Origin of the sequence: Pedobacter boryungensis (assembly GCF_013204825.1) — a bacterium.
GTDB classification, from domain to species: domain Bacteria; phylum Bacteroidota; class Bacteroidia; order Sphingobacteriales; family Sphingobacteriaceae; genus Pedobacter; species Pedobacter boryungensis.
The window spans coordinates 748,998-767,808 of the sequence record NZ_JABMKV010000001.1 but is presented as its reverse complement, the minus strand read 5'-3'; the positions used below and the strand labels follow the sequence as shown (position 1 = coordinate 767,808).

17 protein-coding genes are annotated in these 18,811 nt (G+C 33.5%); 13 read left to right on the top strand and 4 right to left on the bottom strand.

Annotated elements, in window-relative coordinates:
- Window positions 1-9 precede the first annotated feature (9 nt).
- The 8 genes from HQN85_RS03355 to HQN85_RS03325 all read left to right on the top strand — a co-directional run bounded on the left by HQN85_RS03355 (window position 10) and on the right by HQN85_RS03325 (window position 9,084).
- Window positions 10-813, top strand: a complete 804-nt coding sequence (locus HQN85_RS03355) for a nitrilase family protein (protein ID WP_173268928.1) — start codon at window positions 10-12, stop codon at window positions 811-813.
- Between the two features lie 12 nt (window positions 814-825).
- A complete protein-coding gene (locus tag HQN85_RS03350) occupies window positions 826-1,860 on the top strand; it encodes a N(4)-(beta-N-acetylglucosaminyl)-L-asparaginase (protein ID WP_173268927.1) in 1,035 nt (344 codons plus the stop codon).
- The gene (locus tag HQN85_RS03345; protein WP_173268926.1) at window positions 1,860-2,588 is read left to right on the top strand and encodes a copper homeostasis protein CutC; all 729 of its coding nucleotides are present in this window, start codon (window positions 1,860-1,862) and stop codon (window positions 2,586-2,588) included. The genes HQN85_RS03350 and HQN85_RS03345 overlap by 1 nt, the downstream gene beginning before the upstream one ends.
- Before the next feature lie 8 nt (window positions 2,589-2,596).
- Window positions 2,597-2,794: a hypothetical protein gene (locus HQN85_RS15685; protein WP_216847215.1), complete on the top strand. Its 198-nt coding sequence runs from the start codon at window positions 2,597-2,599 to the stop codon at window positions 2,792-2,794.
- Window positions 2,795-2,805: 11 nt separating this feature from the next.
- Window positions 2,806-3,246 carry a hypothetical protein gene (locus tag HQN85_RS03340; RefSeq protein ID WP_173268925.1) on the top strand — a complete coding sequence of 147 codons (441 nt, stop codon included), beginning with the start codon at window positions 2,806-2,808 and terminating at the stop codon, window positions 3,244-3,246.
- Between the two features lie 5 nt (window positions 3,247-3,251).
- On the top strand, window positions 3,252-6,179 hold the full coding sequence (locus HQN85_RS03335) for a GH92 family glycosyl hydrolase (protein ID WP_173268924.1): 2,928 nt from the start codon (window positions 3,252-3,254) through the stop codon (window positions 6,177-6,179).
- Window positions 6,180-6,332: 153 nt separating this feature from the next.
- A complete protein-coding gene (lepA, locus tag HQN85_RS03330) occupies window positions 6,333-8,120 on the top strand; it encodes a translation elongation factor 4 (protein ID WP_173268923.1) in 1,788 nt (595 codons plus the stop codon).
- A gap of 82 nt (window positions 8,121-8,202) precedes the next feature.
- A complete protein-coding gene (locus HQN85_RS03325) occupies window positions 8,203-9,084 on the top strand; it encodes a bifunctional 5,10-methylenetetrahydrofolate dehydrogenase/5,10-methenyltetrahydrofolate cyclohydrolase (RefSeq protein WP_173268922.1) in 882 nt (293 codons plus the stop codon).
- 8 nt (window positions 9,085-9,092) lie between these two features.
- Here the strand turns inward: HQN85_RS03325 and HQN85_RS03320 are convergent, their stop codons facing one another.
- The gene (locus HQN85_RS03320) at window positions 9,093-9,428 is read right to left on the bottom strand and encodes a Rieske (2Fe-2S) protein (RefSeq protein WP_173268921.1); all 336 of its coding nucleotides are present in this window, start codon (window positions 9,426-9,428) and stop codon (window positions 9,093-9,095) included.
- A gap of 46 nt (window positions 9,429-9,474) precedes the next feature.
- Here HQN85_RS03320 and HQN85_RS03315 point away from each other — a divergent pair, with 46 nt between their 5' ends.
- The 3 genes from HQN85_RS03315 to HQN85_RS03305 are packed head-to-tail and all read left to right on the top strand — an operon-like array spanning window position 9,475 to window position 12,486.
- On the top strand, window positions 9,475-10,098 hold the full coding sequence (locus HQN85_RS03315; protein ID WP_173268920.1) for a 7-carboxy-7-deazaguanine synthase QueE: 624 nt from the start codon (window positions 9,475-9,477) through the stop codon (window positions 10,096-10,098).
- 51 nt (window positions 10,099-10,149) lie between these two features.
- On the top strand, window positions 10,150-12,045 hold the full coding sequence (locus HQN85_RS03310; RefSeq protein ID WP_173268919.1) for an OmpA family protein: 1,896 nt from the start codon (window positions 10,150-10,152) through the stop codon (window positions 12,043-12,045).
- A 6-nt stretch (window positions 12,046-12,051) separates the two neighbouring features.
- Window positions 12,052-12,486, top strand: a complete 435-nt coding sequence (locus HQN85_RS03305) for a DUF6526 family protein (protein WP_216847214.1) — start codon at window positions 12,052-12,054, stop codon at window positions 12,484-12,486.
- Here HQN85_RS03305 and kdsA read toward each other — a convergent pair whose 3' ends face one another.
- Both kdsA and recQ read right to left on the bottom strand, forming a co-directional pair.
- On the bottom strand, window positions 12,487-13,302 hold the full coding sequence (kdsA, locus tag HQN85_RS03300) for a 3-deoxy-8-phosphooctulonate synthase (protein ID WP_173268918.1): 816 nt from the start codon (window positions 13,300-13,302) through the stop codon (window positions 12,487-12,489). It abuts the gene before it with no gap.
- Window positions 13,303-13,335: 33 nt separating this feature from the next.
- The gene (gene recQ, locus HQN85_RS03295) at window positions 13,336-15,525 is read right to left on the bottom strand and encodes a DNA helicase RecQ (RefSeq protein WP_173270208.1); all 2,190 of its coding nucleotides are present in this window, start codon (window positions 15,523-15,525) and stop codon (window positions 13,336-13,338) included.
- Between the two features lie 87 nt (window positions 15,526-15,612).
- On the opposite strand from recQ, the gene HQN85_RS03290 reads away from it, so the two are divergent.
- A complete protein-coding gene (locus HQN85_RS03290) occupies window positions 15,613-16,578 on the top strand; it encodes a KpsF/GutQ family sugar-phosphate isomerase (RefSeq protein ID WP_173268917.1) in 966 nt (321 codons plus the stop codon).
- A 21-nt stretch (window positions 16,579-16,599) separates the two neighbouring features.
- On the top strand, window positions 16,600-17,691 hold the full coding sequence (locus tag HQN85_RS03285) for a mannose-1-phosphate guanylyltransferase (protein ID WP_173268916.1): 1,092 nt from the start codon (window positions 16,600-16,602) through the stop codon (window positions 17,689-17,691).
- Between the two features lie 276 nt (window positions 17,692-17,967).
- Here HQN85_RS03285 and rlmB read toward each other — a convergent pair whose 3' ends face one another.
- A complete protein-coding gene (gene rlmB, locus HQN85_RS03280) occupies window positions 17,968-18,735 on the bottom strand; it encodes a 23S rRNA (guanosine(2251)-2'-O)-methyltransferase RlmB (protein ID WP_173268915.1) in 768 nt (255 codons plus the stop codon).
- Window positions 18,736-18,811 lie beyond the last annotated feature (76 nt).

Genomic DNA, 18,811 nt, shown 5'->3' with positions numbered 1-18,811 from the left:
AATTATAAAATGGAAAGTCCACAATACTTAAACATTCAGAACCTAAAAATTACCGTTTTTCAGGCGTATTTATTTTGGGAAAACATTGATAAAAATTTGCAGAATATTTCTTTGCGATTATCCAGTGGCGTACGTGAAAAAACAGATTTAATTGTTTTACCCGAAATGTTCAATACAGGTTTTACCATGAAAGCTGAAGAAATGGCTGAAGAAATGACTGGTAAAACCATACAATGGCTTCAAAAAACAGCCGAAAACTATGATTGTGCGATTACTGGGAGTTTAATTATTAAGGAAAATGGCAAGTTTTATAATCGAATGATTTGGATGTTACCAACAGGCGATTATCAATATTACGATAAACATCATCTGTTTGGTTTGGGTGATGAAGATGCAAATTATACTGCTGGAGAAAAACAACTTATTGTTGAGCTTAAAGGCTGGAAAATCAGATTGGCAGTATGTTATGACTTACGTTTTCCCGTATGGTTGCGCAACAAAAATGCCGAATATGATATTTTATTGCTAGTAGCAAGTTGGCCAGATAAAAGATCTGCTCATTGGCGTACTTTAATTCATGCTCGTGCAATAGAAAATCAAAGTTATGTAATTGGTGTAAATCGGGTTGGTCACGATGGCAATCAAGTATACCATAGTGGCCATTCAATGTGCATAGATCCCTATGGAAATACAATTTATTACAAACCTGAAGATGAAGATTTATATACATTCAGTATAAATTATCCAGATTTGGAGAAAGTACGTCGACAATTTCCCTTTTTAAAAGACGCAGATAATTTTACAATAGGTTAAATAATATCAATTATGTTTGATAGAAGAAAATTCATTAAAACCTCAGCCCTATCTGCAGGTTTAATTGTTGTAAGCAAAAATAGCATTGCAGAAGTTTTACCAAAAACTATAGGAAGCAATATAAACAAACCAATAGTAATCTCTACATGGGATTTTGGAGTAGCAGCAAATGCTGATGCTTGGAAAGTTTTAAGCAAAAATGGACGTGCGTTAGATGCTGTCGAACAAGGTGTTTGGGTTCCAGAAGCTGATGAATCTAATCAATCTGTTGGTTATGGGGGTTTACCAGACCGTGATGGAAAAGTAACTTTGGATGCTTGCATTATGGATGAATTGGGAAATTGTGGTGCTGTTTTAGCATTAGAACATATTAAACATCCGATTTCTGTTGCTCGAAAAGTGATGGAAAAAACTCCTCACGTAATGTTAGCTGGAGATGGAGCTTTACAATTTGCTTTAGAGCAAGGGTTTAAAAAAGAAAATTTATTAACCCCTGCAAGTGAAAAAGCATGGAAAGAATGGTTAAAGACTTCCAAGTATGAGCCAGTTATGAATATAGAAAATAAACTATATGATAAAGCGGCCCCACAGAAATTACCAGGAAATCAATATAACCATGATACCATTGGGATGATAGCCATGGATGCAAAAGGAAATCTTTCTGGTGCATGTACAACAAGTGGTATGGCTTATAAATTACATGGTCGTATCGGTGATAGTCCAATTATTGGTGCTGGTTTATACATTGACAATGAAATTGGTGGAGCAACATCAACTGGTGTTGGAGAAGAAGTGGTGAGAAATGTAGGTTCTTTTTTAGTTGTAGAATTAATGCGACAAGGTTATAGTCCGGAAGAAGCCTGTAAAGAAGCAGTAATGCGTATCATCAAAAAGAAACCAGAAACTGCCAAGAACATTCAAGTTGGCTTTTTAGCCATGAATAAAAAAGGTGAATACGGTGCATATGCAATTCAAAAAGGATTTAGTTATGCAGTTTGCGATAGCAGTAAACAAGATTTGGTAATCAAAGGGAAAAGCTATTATTAATGTCCAAGTCACTTGAAATTTGTGCTAACTCCTACTCTTCTGCTGTTGCAGCTCAAAATGGAGGCGCAATTCGCGTAGAGCTTTGTGAAAATATGGCTGAAGGTGGTACAACTCCCAGTTATGGACAAATTAAGCTTTGCAAAGAAAGGTTGTCCATTGAAATTTGGCCAATTATTCGCCCACGTGGTGGAGATTTTTTATATAATGCTGATGAATTCGAATTGATGAAAGAAGACATCAAAATCTGCAAAGAACTGAATTGTAATGGCGTAGTTATGGGTATTTTAACACCAGATGGTGAAATAGATAAAATACGCTGCAAAGAATTAATTGAATTGGCAAAACCAATGCCTGTTTCATTTCATAGAGCTTTTGATATGAGCAATGATTTAGAGAAAGCGCTAGAAGATTTAATTGAATTAGGTTTTGTAAGGGTTTTAACTTCGGGTGGTTTTGAAAGTGCTTTTACAGGAATGGAATTCATTTCTAAATTAGTGAGACAGGCTAATGGAAGAATAGAAGTTATGCCAGGAGCTGGAATATATCCTGATAATATTAAAGAGATTGCAGCAAAAACCAGTGCAAAGGTTTTTCATTCATCTGCTAGAGTTAGTTTACAAAGTAAAATGCAGTTTAGAAATCAGAGCACAAAAATGGGAAGCATTGAAGACGAGTATCAATACCAACAAACATCAGAAGAAATAGTTAAACAACTTACATCAAAATAACCATATTTATGAAAGCATCTTTCGCCAGTCTAATTTTAGGTATTCTATTTTTAATTGTTTCATTCATTATCCCAAAAGACGCTATTGATATTAATTTCCATGACAAGTTTTTGATGATTGAGCATTCTACAATATTATTAGTTATTGCAATTATATTATTGATTATATCAGGATTATTATATCAAAAACATAGAGTTAAAAGCTAAAATATTTACAAATGAGGTTTAATTTTTTTTTATTCTTGATGTTTCCGCTTTACTTATTTGGGCAACAAACCAGATCTAAAGCTCCTGAATTTGCTTTAGGTAATTTTATTGATGATTATGGAATTACCTATAGCATAAATGACACACTTTGGGTACAAAATCCAACTTCAAAATATCATATCCTTAAATGGAATCTTGAAAAACAGTATTTAGTTGCGAAAAATGATGTGGCAAACAAAACAGATGGTAATAAATATACCAGAATAGATTACATGACCTTTACAGGTATGGAGCCTTGGAAATGGGGTTTCTGCTTAACCGTTTATGATGCGCCAACCGATAGTATTGCTGAACAAACTGCTTATGTAGATAGGCAAAACCCTAAAAAAGGATGCAATGGATATCCATTCTCTCGAATGAAAAAAATTGAACTAAAGTCAACCACTAACTAATTCAAATGAAATTTTTTAAGCTATTGTTGCCTCTTTTGATACTGGCAAATATCGCATCTGCACAAACTAAAAAAGACTTTACTCAATATGTTAATCCATTTATAGGAACCGGAGGACATGGCCATACTTATCCAGGACCTGCAATTCCTTTTGGTATGATACAACCAGGACCTGACACCAGATTAGAAGGCTGGGATGGCTGTTCTGGCTATCATTACACAGACAATATCATTTATGGCTTCTCTCAAACACATTTAAGTGGAACTGGAATTGAAGATTATTGTGATTTTTTATTTATGCCAACAGTTGGCAAACCAGAATTTATAAATAAACAATACGCCTCTCCTTTTCAAAAGAAAAATGAGCAAGCGAGCCCAGGATATTACAAAACTTTTTTAGATAAATATCAAGTTAAAGCCGAAATTACTACCTCACGAAGAGCAGGTCTCTACAAATTCACTTATCCAAAATCGAAGGAATCTAATATCATTATTGATTTAAAACACCGAGATAAAGTTTTAGATAGTTGGGTAGAAATTGTAAACAATAGAGAAATTAAAGGTTATAGAAAATCGAGTTCTTGGGCAAAAGGGCAAGAATTATATTTCCATGTTCGTTATAACAAACCTTTCAAATCTTTTGGAATAGCTATAAACGATGAATTACAAACTGGTTTAAAGAAAGCAAAAGGAACAAATCTTAAAGTTTATATTCAATTCGAAACTACCGATCAAGAAAGCATACTATCACAAGTAGCTATTTCTGCTGTAGATGATGCAGGTGCGCTAAAAAACTTGAATAGTGAAAAAGATGGATTTGATTTTGCAAAAACATATGCAAAAGCTAAGCAAGTTTGGAATATTGAACTCTCAAAAATTGATGCAGTAAGCACAAGTAAAAAACAATTAACTACTTTTTATACAGCATTATACCACAGTTTACTTAATCCAAATTTATATATGGATGTTGATGGTAAATATCGTGGTTTGGATAAAAAGGTACATGTTGCAAAAGACTTCGAATATTATAGTGTTTTCTCTTTATGGGATACCTATAGAACAGAAAATCCTCTATTAACTTTAATTGATAGAAAACGAACGTTAGATTTCATTAAAACTTTTTTAGCAATGCACAAGGAAGGTGGATTGTTACCCATTTGGCCTTTAGCAAACGATGAAACTTTCTGTATGATAGGAAATCATGCTATTCCTGTGATAACAGATGCATACGCCAAAGGTATTAGAGGTTTCGACACCAAATTAGCTTTAGAAGCCATGAAACATGCTGTAAATCGTAAGCAGTTTGGTATCGATACTTATGCAAAAAATGGAGCTGTATTAGCAGATTTTGAGCATGAAAGCGCCTCAAAAACTGTAGAATATGCTTATGATGATTGGTGCGTGGCACAATTTGCTAAGATGATAGGTGCAGAAGCAGATTATCAAACTTACATCACCAGAGCACAGAACTGGAAAAACGTTTACGACCCATCGACTGGGCATATTAGAGCACGAAATAATGGGGGTTGGTGGAAACCGTTTAACCCAACTGAGGTTAATAATAATTATACGGAAGGAAATTCTTGGCATTATAGTTTTAGCACTCAACAAGATGTAAACGGACATATGAATTTAATGGGTGGAGAAAAGATTTATCAAGCAAAGCTGGATGAATTGTTTACCACAAAACAAGGTTTAACAGGCCGTGATCAAAGCGATATTACTGGTTTAATTGGACAATATGCACATGGAAATGAACCAAGTCATCACATGGCCTATTTATTTAATTTCACTACACATCCAGAAAAAACACAATATTACGTCAATAAAATCATGAATGAACAATACGATGATCAACCTGATGGCTTGGCAGGAAATGAGGACTGTGGTCAGATGAGTGCGTGGTTGGTGATGAGTGCGATGGGAATTTATCCAGTTTCGCCAGGGAATAACATGTATAATATTGGTACACCATGGTTTAAAAAGATGACTATTAGTTTAGAAAATGGCAAAAAAATAATTATTTCCGCTCCTACTAAAAGCGATGCCAATTATTACATTAATGGGATTTTATTAAATGGGAAGGCCTACAATAAACTGTTTTTAAATTTCTCAGATTTGGCAAATGGCGCTAATTTAAACTTTGCTTTGTCTGCTACATCAAATTTGAACTATCTAAATGGTTTACAAAAACCTATCATGAAAATTAGCGAAAACCTAATAGTCCCTAACCCAATTATTGAAGGTCCGCAAGAAACTTTTAAAAATAAAGCTGAAATAAGTATTACTTCTGCCCTATCAAATACAGAAATTTATTACAGCATAGACGGTTCAATACCAAATCGTAATTCTATTAGATACATTGCCCCATTTAGTATAGATAAAGATATTTCGGTCAAAGCAATTGCTTATAAAAATGGATTTAAAACCAGTTATGTGAGTACTGCTGCTTATAAAAAAATTACCACTAACTATACTGTAAAAATCAATAGCGAAATCAACAAAAGCTTTACTGGCGGAGGAAATGACGCCTTAATTGATGGTGTTAGGGGTAGTATAAACTGGAGAGTTGGAAATCGTTGGCAAGGCTTCTGGGGAGTAGATTTTGATGGCATTTTGGATTTAGGCAAAGAACAGCAAGTAAATGCTGTAAGTATTGACGCTTTACAAGATACCCAAGCATGGATTATTTTTCCTTCGGAAACTGAGTTTTATATAGCTGGCAATGATATGAATTTTAAATTAATAAGCACAGTAAAAGCTCCCGCTGATGCAAAAGACTATACAATTCAAATTAAAGAACTAACTGCCAAAATTGACAAGACTTGCAGATATATAAAAATTATTGCTAAAAACTATGGAACACTACCTTCTTGGCACGAAGGCGTTGGTGGCAAAGCACACACATTTTTTGATGAAATCACTGTTAAATAGATTTGTGTTAGTGGATTTTCTAGTTCTCTAAACCCGATTGTAGCGAACACGAAGCGCAGCGAAGTAAAGCAAAAAGCGGGACTGAAATAACGATAAGAGTTACTGAAATTGCTTTTCAAATCTTTAGCTAAAAAAACTATCTTTGCAGCAAAGATGAAGCACATACGTAATTTTTGCATAATTGCACATATAGATCACGGCAAAAGCACTTTAGCCGATAGATTATTAGAATATACAGCGACGATTTCTCAACGCGAATCTCAAGCACAATTGCTTGATAATATGGATTTGGAGCGTGAACGTGGGATCACGATTAAAAGTCACGCGATACAAATGAATTATAAAATTGGTGACCAAGAATATGTTTTCAATTTAATTGATACACCTGGTCACGTTGATTTTAGTTATGAAGTTTCTCGTTCTATTGCTGCTTGCGAGGGCGCTTTGTTAATTGTTGATGCATCGCAAGGCATACAAGCTCAAACAATTTCTAATCTTTATTTGGCTTTAGAGCATGATTTAGAAATCATACCAATTTTAAATAAAATGGATTTGCCTGGAGCAATGCCAGAAGAGGTAAAAGACCAAATTATTGATTTGATTGGCTGTAAACGAGAAGAAATTATTCCTGCATCTGGTAAAACTGGAATGGGAATTCCTGAAATTTTGCAAGCAATTGTTGATAGAGTTCCAGCTCCTGTTGGCGATGCGGCAGCACCATTGCAAGCTTTAATTTTTGATAGCGTTTTTAACTCTTTTAGAGGAATTATAGCTTATTATAAAGTTGTGAACGGCGAAATTAAAAAAGGCGATAAAGTAAAATTTATTAATACTGGTAAAGAATATTTAGCTGATGAAGTTGGTATTTTAAAACTAGATATGTCTCCAAGACCGTCTGTTAAAACTGGTGATGTAGGTTATATTATTTCTGGAATTAAAGAAGCACGTGAAGTAAAAGTTGGTGATACGATTACCAATGTTGCTAGACCTTCTGAAGAAGCCATTCAAGGTTTTGAAGAAGTAAAACCAATGGTATTTGCTGGTATTTATCCGGTTGATACCGATGAGTTTGAAGAATTGCGTGAAGCGATGCATAAATTGCAACTGAATGATGCTTCGATCGTTTTTGAACCAGAAAGTTCTGCTGCTTTAGGCTTCGGTTTCCGTTGTGGTTTCTTAGGTATGCTACACATGGAAATTATCCAAGAGCGTTTGGAGCGTGAATTTGATATGACGGTAATTACTACAGTTCCTAACGTATCTTACATTGCACACACGACTAAAGGTGAAGAAATTTTCGTAAATAACCCATCTGATTTGCCTGACCCAAGTAAATTGGATTCTGTTGAGGAACCATTTATTAAAGCAAATATCATTACTAAAGCTGATTTTGTTGGCCCTGTAATGTCACTTTGTATTCAGAAAAGAGGAACTATTGTAAATCAATCATACTTAACATCTGATAGAGTTGAATTGGTTTTCGAAATCCCAATGGGCGAAATTGTATTTGATTTTTATGATAAATTAAAAACCATTTCTAAAGGCTATGCATCTTTCGATTATCACCAAGTTGGTTACCGTAAATCTGATTTGGTGCGTTTAGATATGTTAATAAATGATGAACCAGTTGATGCTTTATCTTCACTAATTCACCGTAGCAATGCATACGATTTTGGTAAAAAAATCTGTGAAAAGTTGAGAGAATTAATTCCTCGTCAGCAATTTGAGATTAAGATACAAGCTTCTATCGGTGCAAAAGTTATAGCTCGTGAAACTTTAAGTGCATTACGTAAAGATGTAACTGCTAAATGTTATGGTGGTGATATTTCTCGTAAACGTAAATTATTAGAAAAACAGAAAAAAGGTAAAAAACGTATGCGTCAAGTTGGAAATGTAGAAATTCCACAAAGTGCGTTTATGGCAGTTTTAAAATTAGATTAAAATAGTATTTAGATATTAGTAGTTAGTATTTAAACGACTACATGATATCTAAATACTAGTTACTAAATACTTTATACTTACAATGCAACTACTAGACGGAAAATTCGCTTCAGAAAAGATAAAAACAGAAATAGCAGAAGAAGCTGCTGAATTTTTAGCACAAAGTGGACGAAAACCTCATTTAGTTGCCATTTTAGTTGGTAACGATGGTGGAAGCGAAACCTATGTTGCTAGTAAGATGAAAAACTGTGAAAAAGTTGGTTTTCAATCCTCATTAGTGAGATATGATAACTCAGTTACTGAAGCTGAACTATTAGCTAAAATTGAAGAGATTAATAAAGATGCAGGAGTTGATGGCTTAATTGTTCAATTGCCTTTGCCAAAACATATTGATCCGGAGAAAGTTACCGAAACCATTGATTATCGCAAAGATGTTGATGGTTTTCATCCTGTTAATTTAGGGAGAATGATGCGTAATTTACCTTGTTTCATTCCAGCTACACCTTATGGCATTTTATTGATGCTGAAAGCTTACAATATTGACACAACTGGTAAACATTGTGTTGTTGTAGGAAGAAGTAATATTGTGGGTAGTCCGATGAGTATTTTAATGGCTCGCAACGCCAATCCTGGCAACTGTACAGTAACACTTACACATAGCAAAACCCATAATTTAAAAGAAATGGTTTTGCAAGGCGATATTGTTGTAGCTGCAATTGGCAGAAAAAACTTTGTAACTGCAGATATGGTTAAATCCGGTGCTATTATTATTGATGTGGGTATTAACAGAGAAACTTCATCAGAAACTAAATCTGGCTTTAAATTATATGGAGATGTGGATTTCGAGAATGTAGCCCCAAAGGCTTCATGGATCACACCAGTTCCAGGCGGTGTAGGTTTAATGACCATTGCAGGTTTATTGAAAAACACATTAGCCTCTGCTAAGAGAGAGATTTATAGTTAAGACCAACTTTATCTAAAAAACCTTTTCCATAAACTTTCTTTAAATCCAACATATAATCCATCTTCTTTCAACTTTGTTGGATAAATATTGATATAGTCTCCTTGTCCCTCAGCACCTCTTCCTGTTTCTAAATTATATTCCCAACGGTGAATTGGACAAACAATATTTCCTTCTTTGCACCAACCTCCACTTAAAAGACCTCCAGCGTGTGGGCAAGTATTTTGAATAGCAGAAAACTTTCCTTTATGTTTAATCACACAGATTTTTTTCCCATCAGCTTTTGCCATTTCTATAAAATCTTCTCTTTCAGTTTCTTGTTTTGACAAAACCTTTACCCAAATCATCTTTTCTGCTTTTTTGAATGTGTATATTTGCGCTCTAATTTACAAAATGGCACACAATATACCAGAAGATGGGACATTACTTCCTTTAATGGAGGAATTTTACACAATACAAGGCGAAGGATTTAATACAGGAAAAGCGGCTTATTTTATTCGTTTGGGCGGTTGTGATGTTGGCTGTCATTGGTGTGACGTGAAAGAAAGTTGGGATGCAGAATTGCATCCGCTTACTTTAAGTGATGATATTGTAGCAAAAGCAGATACTTTTCCTGGCAAAGCTGTTGTGGTAACTGGTGGTGAACCTTTAATATATAACCTAGATTACCTAACTAAAAAACTAAAAGAACAAAATATTCTAACTTTTATAGAAACTTCTGGTGCTTATCCTCTCTCTGGTTCATGGGATTGGATTTGCCTATCTCCTAAGAAATTCAAAGCCCCTAGACCAGACATTACACCTTTTGCAAACGAATTAAAAGTTATTGTTTTTAATAAAAGTGATTTTGAATGGGCAGAGAAATATGCCGAAACTGTATCACCATCTTGTAAATTATATTTGCAGCCAGAATGGTCAAAGTATAAAGAAATGACACCATTAATTGTAGAATATGTAATGGCAAATCCGAAATGGGAAATTTCATTACAAACCCATAAATTCCTTAACATTCCCTAAAGTATTCGATATTTTATTTACATTAGTCTAACATCAAATTGCTTAGCTTAAATGAATAAATTATTGATTTTCTTTTTATGCTGGATAACTTTTTCTGTAAGTGCTCAAACTTCTATCAACAAAAAAGCACAAGAAAATTTTGATGATGCACAGCAGTATTTGAGACAAAACATTTACGATGAAGGGATCAAATATTTGGATGCAGCTATAAAAGCAGATCCAAAATTCCAATTAGCCTATATTCAGTTAGGAGATGTTTATCGTAGGTTAAAGTCTTATCCTAAAGCGAAAGAAAATTATCGTAAGGCAATAAGTGCTTCTCCAACTGTAGAAGCTAGAATTTATTATGTTTTGGCAGAAAGCGAGCTTCTTTCTGGAGATTATGTACCTGCTAAAGCTAACTTTTTACAGTTTCAACAAAAATACATCGGTACTGATCCAGATTTTACAAACAAAACGAAAAAATACATATTAGATTGCGACTTTTCAATTTCAGCTATTAAAACACCAACTAAATATGAACCTATAAATATGGGTTTTTATGTAAATAGTCCTAATCGAGATTATTTTCCAGCGTTGACTGCTGATGGTCAAACACTAATATTTACTAGAGTTACCAATGGAAATGAAGACTTTTTTATTTCTACAAAAAAAGAAAATGAATGGCAAAAGGCCCAACCTTTAAGTGATCAAATCAACACTCCAAACTTTAATGAAGGTGCACAATCTATCTCACCAGATGGGAAATATATTTTTTTTACCGGTTGTAATAGACCTGATGGTTTAGGGCGTTGCGACATTTATGTATCTAGAAAAGAGGGAAATGAATGGGGTAAAGCTATAAATTTAGGAAAAACAATTAATTCTGAATATTGGGATTCACAACCATCAATTAGCGCAGATGGAAACACATTGTATTTTGTAAGTAATCGCCCAGGTGGAATTGGAGGTTATGATATTTGGAAAAGTAATTTAACAGATGAAGGTAAATGGACTGATCCAGTAAATTTAGGATCAAAAATTAATACACCATACGATGAAAATACGCCATTTATGCATGCTGATGGAAAAACGTTGTATTTCTCATCAGATGGTTGGCCAGGTTTTGGAAATAAAGATATTTTCTACAGTCGTATGAATGAAAATGGAGAATTTTCTACACCAATTAATTTAGGTTATCCAATTAATACATTTAATGAAGAAATAGGTTTAACAGTTAGTGCAGATGGATTAGAGGGTTATTTTTCTTCAAATATTGAGGGTGGTGGTTTTGGTGATTTAGACATTTATCATTTTAAGCTTCCAGAAAAAGCAAAACCATTGCCAGTAACATATGTGAAAGGGATTGTTAGAGATAAAGAAACAAAATCGTTATTAGAGGCAAATGTTTTGATTATAGATTTAAAAACAAATATGCCTGTTTTTAACGATTATACTTCAAAAGAAACAGGAGATTTTTTAGCCGTAATGCCTATAGGAAGTGAATATTCTTTTAATGTAGAATCTGATGGATATTTATTTAATTCACAACATTTTGCATTGAATAAAGCAAGTATCAATCAACCTTATCAAATTGAAATATTATTAGATAAATTACAAGTTGGTAGTGATGTTATTTTAAAAAATATTTTCTTCGATACCAATAAATATGAGCTTTTGCCGCCATCAATCGTCGAATTAAATCTTTTAACCGAACTACTTAAAAAATATGAGCACATTTCAATTGAAATACAAGGACATACCGATAATGTTGGTATTGCAAAAGAAAATGAGAAATTATCAGAGAATAGAGCAAAAGCAGTTTATGATTATTTAATTGATAATGGCATAGACAAAAAAAGACTTACATTTAAAGGTTACGGCGAAACTAAACCTCGCTCAGACAATACTACTGAAGAAGGTAGGCAACAAAATAGAAGAACCGAATTTACTATTATTAAAATTTAAATTATAATGGAACAAAATTTTAAAAATCATACTCGTTTAGTGCCTGGATTTCACTTTGTGTTAGGCATATTGATTGTAACTGGTTTATTAGGTGCAATTATTGGTATTTTTCATGCACTCGATACCACAAAACTAAACTTACACAACGCTTTATTGATTTTAATTTTATTTGTAATTGTGGCCTTATTGTTTTGGTATAGCCGGAGTTTCGCCATAAAAGCACAAGATAGAGCTATACGAGCAGAAGAGAACCTACGTTATTTTGCATTAACCGGCAAACTATTACCCTCAGAATTAAGAATGGGTCAAATTATTGCTTTACGCTTTGCTCCGAATGAAGAGTTTTTAAGTTTAGTAGATAGAGCTGTTGCTGAAAAATTATCTGGAAAAGAAATTAAAATAGCTATAAAAAACTGGCGTGGAGATTACCACAGAGCATAATTATAAAATAGCTTGTCTAACTCTTATCAACTTTACCAATAAATCTTCTAATAAGGCTAGATTTAACATATTAGCACCATCAGATTTTGCATTAGCTGGATCGGGGTGAGTTTCTATAAATAAACCGTCTGCTCCTACTGCAATTGCTGCTTTTGCAATGGTTGCGATTAACTCTGGTTTACCACCAGTTACACCACTACTTTGGTTAGGCTGTTGTAGTGAATGTGTGCAATCCATTACGACCGGAACACCAAAACTTTGCATTTCTGGTAAACCACGATAATCTACAATTAAATCTTGGTAGCCAAATGTATTTCCTCTATCGGTGAGTATGACCCTATGATTACCTGAATCTATGATTTTATCAACTGCGAATTTCATTGAACCAGCAGATAAAAATTGTCCTTTTTTAACATTTACTACTTTTCCTGTTTCTGCAGCTGCAATTAATAAATCTGTTTGTCTGCATAAAAAAGCTGGGATTTGTAAAACATCTACATAAGCTGCCGCCATAGCTGCTTCTCCACTTTCGTGAATATCGGTTACAGTAGGCACATCGAATGTTTTGCCAATTTTTTCAAGAATTTTTAATGCTTTTTCATCGCCAATACCTGTAAAAGAACTTCCTTTACTTCGATTTGCTTTACGATAAGAACCTTTAAAAATGTATGGAATATTCAGTTTATCTGTAAGTGTAACTATTTTTTCCGCAATGCGCAAAGCGATATCTTCGCCTTCAATAGCACAGGGACCAGCCATTAAAAAAAAATTGTTAGAATCTGTATGTTTTAATTTATCTATAGAAAAGTTAATCATAGTAGTTTATGTATCCTTAAAGGATTTAGTTGTTTAGTTTCCTAATTCGGACATAAATTTAATCCGCATTAATTGTATTTCTTCGCGAGTATAATCACTTTCGCCCAAATCATTTAAGGCTTCGTCTATCGAATCATTATCAGCTGATCTGAAATAATCAAATACTTCATCTTGCCTATCTTCATCAATAACTTCATCAACAAAATATCCCAAATTTAGTTTCGTACCTGAATTTACAATGGCTTCAACTTCTTTTAAAATATCGAAATAAGTAATTCCTTTTGATCTAGCAATATCTTCCAAACCAATCTGTCTGTCAATATTTTGGATAATGGAAACTTTTAAAGCAGATTTATTTGCCTGAGTTTTAATCACCAAATCAATTGGTCTCTCTATATCATTATCTTCAACATATTTTTTTATAAGTTCGATAAATGATCCACCAAACTTTAATGCTTTTCCATGTCCTACACCAGAAATTTGTTTCAATTCATCCATTGAAATAGGATAATGCGTACACATTTCTTCTAAAGATGGATCTTGGAAAACCACAAATGGAGGAACATTTTTTTGCTTAGCGATTTTCTTACGAAGATCTTTCAATAGACCTAACAGCTGTGTATCTAACGCTCCTGTACCATGTTTTACATCTTCTTCATCATCATCAACTGCGCTCTCTATCAATTCATTTAAAATGAATTTTAAGCTATAAGGGTTCTCAATAAAATCTTTACCACTTTTAGTTAGGCGTAATAAGCCGTAATTATCAATATCTTTTGAAACAAAATTATTTAATACAGCTTGTCTAATTAGTGATTTCCAAAGAATTTCGCCCGCTTCTTTACCTAAACCAAACTCTGGCAATTTATTTTGTTCATAAGCAATAGTTTGTGCTGTTTCACTTCCCATAAAAATGTTCAGTAAATGCGTATCGTCAAATTTTTCGCCTGTAGATTCAATCAATTTTAGTAAAGTCAACAAGTGTTCTTCCGCTTCAAATAATTGCTTTGGCTTTTTGCAATTATCACACATGCAATTGCAACCAGTTTCATTAAAGTTTTCTCCAAAATAATGTAAAATCTGCTTTCTTCGGCACACACCTGATTCAGCATAATCAATTACTTCTTTCAAAATTTGAGTGCCTATTTCACGTTCTGAAACAGGTTTATCTTTCATGAATTTAGCTAACTTATCAACATCTTTCTGCGCATAAAAAGCTAAACAAACTCCTTCTCCTCCATCTCTTCCTGCCCTACCAGTTTCCTGATAATAGCCTTCCATACTTTTCGGAATATCATGATGAATTACAAAACGCACATCAGGTTTATCTATTCCCATACCAAAAGCAATTGTAGCCACAATCACTTCTGCATCTTCCATTAAAAATTTATCTTGGGTTTCCGCTCTAACTTTAGGCTCCAATCCTGCATGATAAGGCAAAGCTTTAATTCCATTCAAATTTAAACTCTCTGCAACTTCTTCTACCTTTTTACGACTTAAGCAATAAATGATACCAGATTTACCTGTGTTATACTTAATGTATCTGATAATTTCTTTAATTACATCACGCTTAGGTCTAATTTCATAAAATAAGTTTGGTCTGTTAAATGACGACTTAAACAATGTTGCATCTGTCATTTGAAGATTTTTTATAATATCTTGTTGTACTTTAGGGGTTGCGGTAGCAGTTAACGCTATAATTGGAATTTCTTCTCCTAAACCCGTTATTACTTGTCTTATTTTGCGATATTCTGGTCTAAAATCATGACCCCATTCAGAAATACAATGTGCTTCATCAACCGCCACAAAAGAAATCTTAAGCAATCTTAAAAAATCAATATTTTCTTGCTTAGCTAATGATTCCGGAGCAACATATAATAATTTTGTTTGTCCATCTAATAAATCACTCTTAACCTGAGTAATTTCTGTTTTATTTAAGGATGAATTAAGAAAATGTGCAATACTATCACTCCCACCAAATGCTCTTAACTGATCTACTTGGTTTTTCATTAATGCAATTAATGGCGAAATTACAATGGCTGTACCTTCACTCATTAATGCTGGCAACTGGTAACATATAGATTTACCTCCGCCAGTAGGCATAATTACGAACGTATTTTTTCCTTCTAAAACATTGGTAATTATCGACTCTTGATCTCCTTTAAAATTATCGAAACCGAAGAAAGTTTGCAAATTATCAAACAACGACTTTTTCACGTCCATTTTTTGTATCAAATATTCTGTGCTATTATTGTTCAAAATAACATAATTTTGCATTAATTAAAGCATCAATATACTAATAAATTCTCTTTGAAAAGTAAAAAATCTATAATCGAAACAGCTATTTCAACTTTAAAGTTAGAATCAGAAGCTATTTTAAACCTTTTACAATATATTAACGATGATTTTGTAAAAGTTGTACATGCTATTTTAGAGAGTAATGGGCGAGTTATTGTGACGGGTATAGGCAAAAGTGCAATTATTGCTCAAAAAATCGTGGCTACATTTAATTCAACTGGTACACCAGCAATTTTTATGCATGCTGCTGATGCTGTACATGGAGATTTAGGAATGATCCAAAAAGATGATATTGTAATTTGTTTGTCTAAAAGTGGAAACACCCCAGAAATTAAACTCCTTGCCCCTCTTTTAAAACAATCAGGCAATTTATTAATTGGTATGCTAGGTTCCTTAGATTCTGATTTAGCGAAACAAGCTGATTTAATTTTAAATACAACAGTTAATAAAGAAGCATGTCCACATAATTTAGCACCCACTACGAGTACAACTGCACAATTAGCCATGGGGGACGCCTTAGCTATTTGTTTACTAGAAGCTAGAGAATTTAATACGGATGATTTTGCTCGCTATCATCCTGGTGGATCTTTAGGAAAACGCTTGTATTTAAAGGTTGGTGATTTAGCTGCAAAAAATGAAAAGCCTACTATTTCTCCTTCAGCTGCTGTAAAAGATGTAATTATTGAAATTAGTAAAAACCGTTTAGGTGCAGTTGTTGTTATAGCCGATGAAAAGATTTTAGGTATCATCACAGATGGAGATATTAGACGAATGTTAGAAAAACATACTAATATTGAAAATATAACCGCTGCAGATTTAATGAATACTAATCCTAAACAGATTGATAAAGATGAGTTAGCATTATTAGCCCTAGAATTAATCAAAACAAATAACATTACTCAGTTATTGGTCACCACAGGTGATACCTACTACGGAATGGTACATTTGCATGACCTATTACAAGAGGGCATTATTTAAATTAAATTATCTTTGTAGTACATGAATAAAAATAACTACGCATTAATAATGGCTGGCGGTGTAGGCAGTCGCTTTTGGCCGGTAAGCAGAACAGGATTTCCAAAACAGTTTATAGATTTCTTTGGTGTAGGCAAAACCCTTATTCAAAGTACATACGATAGATTTTTACAAATTTGCCCACCGGAAAATATCTTTATTGTAACTAACGAGATTTACGTTGATTTAATCAAAGAACAACTTCCAGCGATAAAAGAAGATCAAATTTTGGCTGAGCCAATTATGCGTAATACAGCACCATGTATTGCATATGGTTCTATGAAAATTGCTAAAATTAATCCAAACGCAGTTATAGTAGTTGCTCCATCAGATCATACCATTGCAAACCAAAAAGGCTTTATTCAGGCTATTGAGCAATCAATGGAGGCCGCTTCGACAAATGATTGCTTAATCACTTTAGGTATTAAACCTAATAGACCAGATACTGGATATGGTTATATACAATATGTTGATGAGGTTTTAAAAACTGATGATAGCATACATAAAGTAAAAACCTTTACAGAAAAACCTAATTTAGAACTTGCACAATCTTTTATTAAAAGCGGGGATTTTTTATGGAATGCTGGTATTTTTATTTGGTCAGCGAAAGCTATTAATAAAGCATTTGAAAAGCACTTACCAGATATGCATGAAATTTTCCAACAGGGAAATTCATTTTACAGCACCGCTAATGAAGTAGAATTTATTGCAAATGCTTATTTGCAATGCACTAATATTTCTATCGACTTTGCCATAATGGAAAAAGCTGATAATGTATATGTTCTTCCATCAGATTTTGGCTGGTCTGATCTTGGAACTTGGGCCTCTATTTATGAAATGGCCGAGAAAGATTATGTAGGTAATGCAGTTATTCCTTCTGATCAGGTAATGATGTTCGATTCATCTAACTGCATGGTAAATGTACCAGGCGAAAAACTAGTAATCCTTCAAAGTTTACACAATTATATTGTGGTTGAATCGAATAACACCTTATTAATTTGTCCGCGGTCTGAAGAACAAAATGTAAAAAACATTGTTGCAGATGTAAAAGCGAAGTTTGGTAATAAATTTATCTAAACATTTTTTTTGAAAAGCAAACATACTAGTAAATAGGTTTGTTCTGCCCCGCCATTCACTACAATTCCCGAAAAAAAATCGAGATATTTTCGTTGCTGTCGGGTTTATTAAACACAGGCTTTTGCAATTATTTAGGTTTTACTTGCACAAGCCAACATTAAATAGCCCAGATTGAAGCGATATACTTTTTGTGAGCTGAGCTTTTCGAAGCAAAAAAGATTTAGCAAAAAGCTGGAGGAACTTTAAAAATAGCAGTGTTATTTCGCTTCAATAAAACTAATTAGTTCTCTGTCTAACAGCCTCGTATAAGATTACACCAGCAGAGACAGAAACATTTAACGATTCGATTTGCCCTGCCATTGGAATTTTAGCTAAATGATTTGCCACACGTAATAAATCGTTCGATATGCCTTCGTCTTCAGAACCCATCACAATTGCAGTTGGCATCGTATAATCAGGCGCATAAATTAAATCGTTGGTTTTTTCGGTGCAAGCCACAATTTGCAAGCCACTATCTTGTAAAAACAAGCAAATTTTACGCAAATTATCGTGTCTACAAATAGGAATACTAAATAAAGCTCCAGCAGATGTTTTTATGGCATCTGCATTAATTTGAGCAGCATTTTTTAAGGGAACAACTATTGCATGAACACCAACACATGCTGCAGTACGAGCAATTGCACCCATATTACGAACATCTGTTACGCTATCTAATATTAAAATTAATGGCGTTTCTCCTTTTTCAAAAACTGAAGGAATGATATCTTCAATATTTTGGTAGGTTATTGGAGAAATTACAGCAATTACACCTTGATGGTTTTTTTGCGACATTCTATTTAATTTCTCTACAGGAACAGAACTTAGAGGGATTAAAGTACCGTGAAGCAAAGTTTTTAGTTCTGTAAATAAATCTCCAGTTAAACCACGTTGCAAATAAATTGTTTCAATATCCCTACCCGCTTTAATCGCTTCAATTACCGCTCTTATACCAAAAACAAATTCGTTATTTTCTTTTACACGTTGTGGTCTTCTAAAATTATCCATAATTAAAATCTGCTACAAAAGTAATTATTCTTATTCTGCTTATTAACATTTAATTGTTTAGAAATAAATAAAAGAT

Coding starts and splice junctions, on each gene's coding strand:
- HQN85_RS03355 (WP_173268928.1), top strand. CDS start 10: ATGGAAAGTCCACAATACTTAAACATTCAGAACCTAAAAATTACCGTT.
- HQN85_RS03350 (WP_173268927.1), top strand. CDS start 826: ATGTTTGATAGAAGAAAATTCATTAAAACCTCAGCCCTATCTGCAGGT.
- HQN85_RS03345 (WP_173268926.1), top strand. CDS start 1,860: ATGTCCAAGTCACTTGAAATTTGTGCTAACTCCTACTCTTCTGCTGTT.
- HQN85_RS15685 (WP_216847215.1), top strand. CDS start 2,597: ATGAAAGCATCTTTCGCCAGTCTAATTTTAGGTATTCTATTTTTAATT.
- HQN85_RS03340 (WP_173268925.1), top strand. CDS start 2,806: ATGAGGTTTAATTTTTTTTTATTCTTGATGTTTCCGCTTTACTTATTT.
- HQN85_RS03335 (WP_173268924.1), top strand. CDS start 3,252: ATGAAATTTTTTAAGCTATTGTTGCCTCTTTTGATACTGGCAAATATC.
- lepA (WP_173268923.1), top strand. CDS start 6,333: ATGAAGCACATACGTAATTTTTGCATAATTGCACATATAGATCACGGC.
- HQN85_RS03325 (WP_173268922.1), top strand. CDS start 8,203: ATGCAACTACTAGACGGAAAATTCGCTTCAGAAAAGATAAAAACAGAA.
- HQN85_RS03320 (WP_173268921.1), bottom strand. CDS start 9,428: ATGATTTGGGTAAAGGTTTTGTCAAAACAAGAAACTGAAAGAGAAGAT.
- HQN85_RS03315 (WP_173268920.1), top strand. CDS start 9,475: ATGGCACACAATATACCAGAAGATGGGACATTACTTCCTTTAATGGAG.
- HQN85_RS03310 (WP_173268919.1), top strand. CDS start 10,150: ATGAATAAATTATTGATTTTCTTTTTATGCTGGATAACTTTTTCTGTA.
- HQN85_RS03305 (WP_216847214.1), top strand. CDS start 12,052: ATGGAACAAAATTTTAAAAATCATACTCGTTTAGTGCCTGGATTTCAC.
- kdsA (WP_173268918.1), bottom strand. CDS start 13,302: ATGATTAACTTTTCTATAGATAAATTAAAACATACAGATTCTAACAAT.
- recQ (WP_173270208.1), bottom strand. CDS start 15,525: ATGGACGTGAAAAAGTCGTTGTTTGATAATTTGCAAACTTTCTTCGGT.
- HQN85_RS03285 (WP_173268916.1), top strand. CDS start 16,600: ATGAATAAAAATAACTACGCATTAATAATGGCTGGCGGTGTAGGCAGT.
- rlmB (WP_173268915.1), bottom strand. CDS start 18,735: ATGGATAATTTTAGAAGACCACAACGTGTAAAAGAAAATAACGAATTT.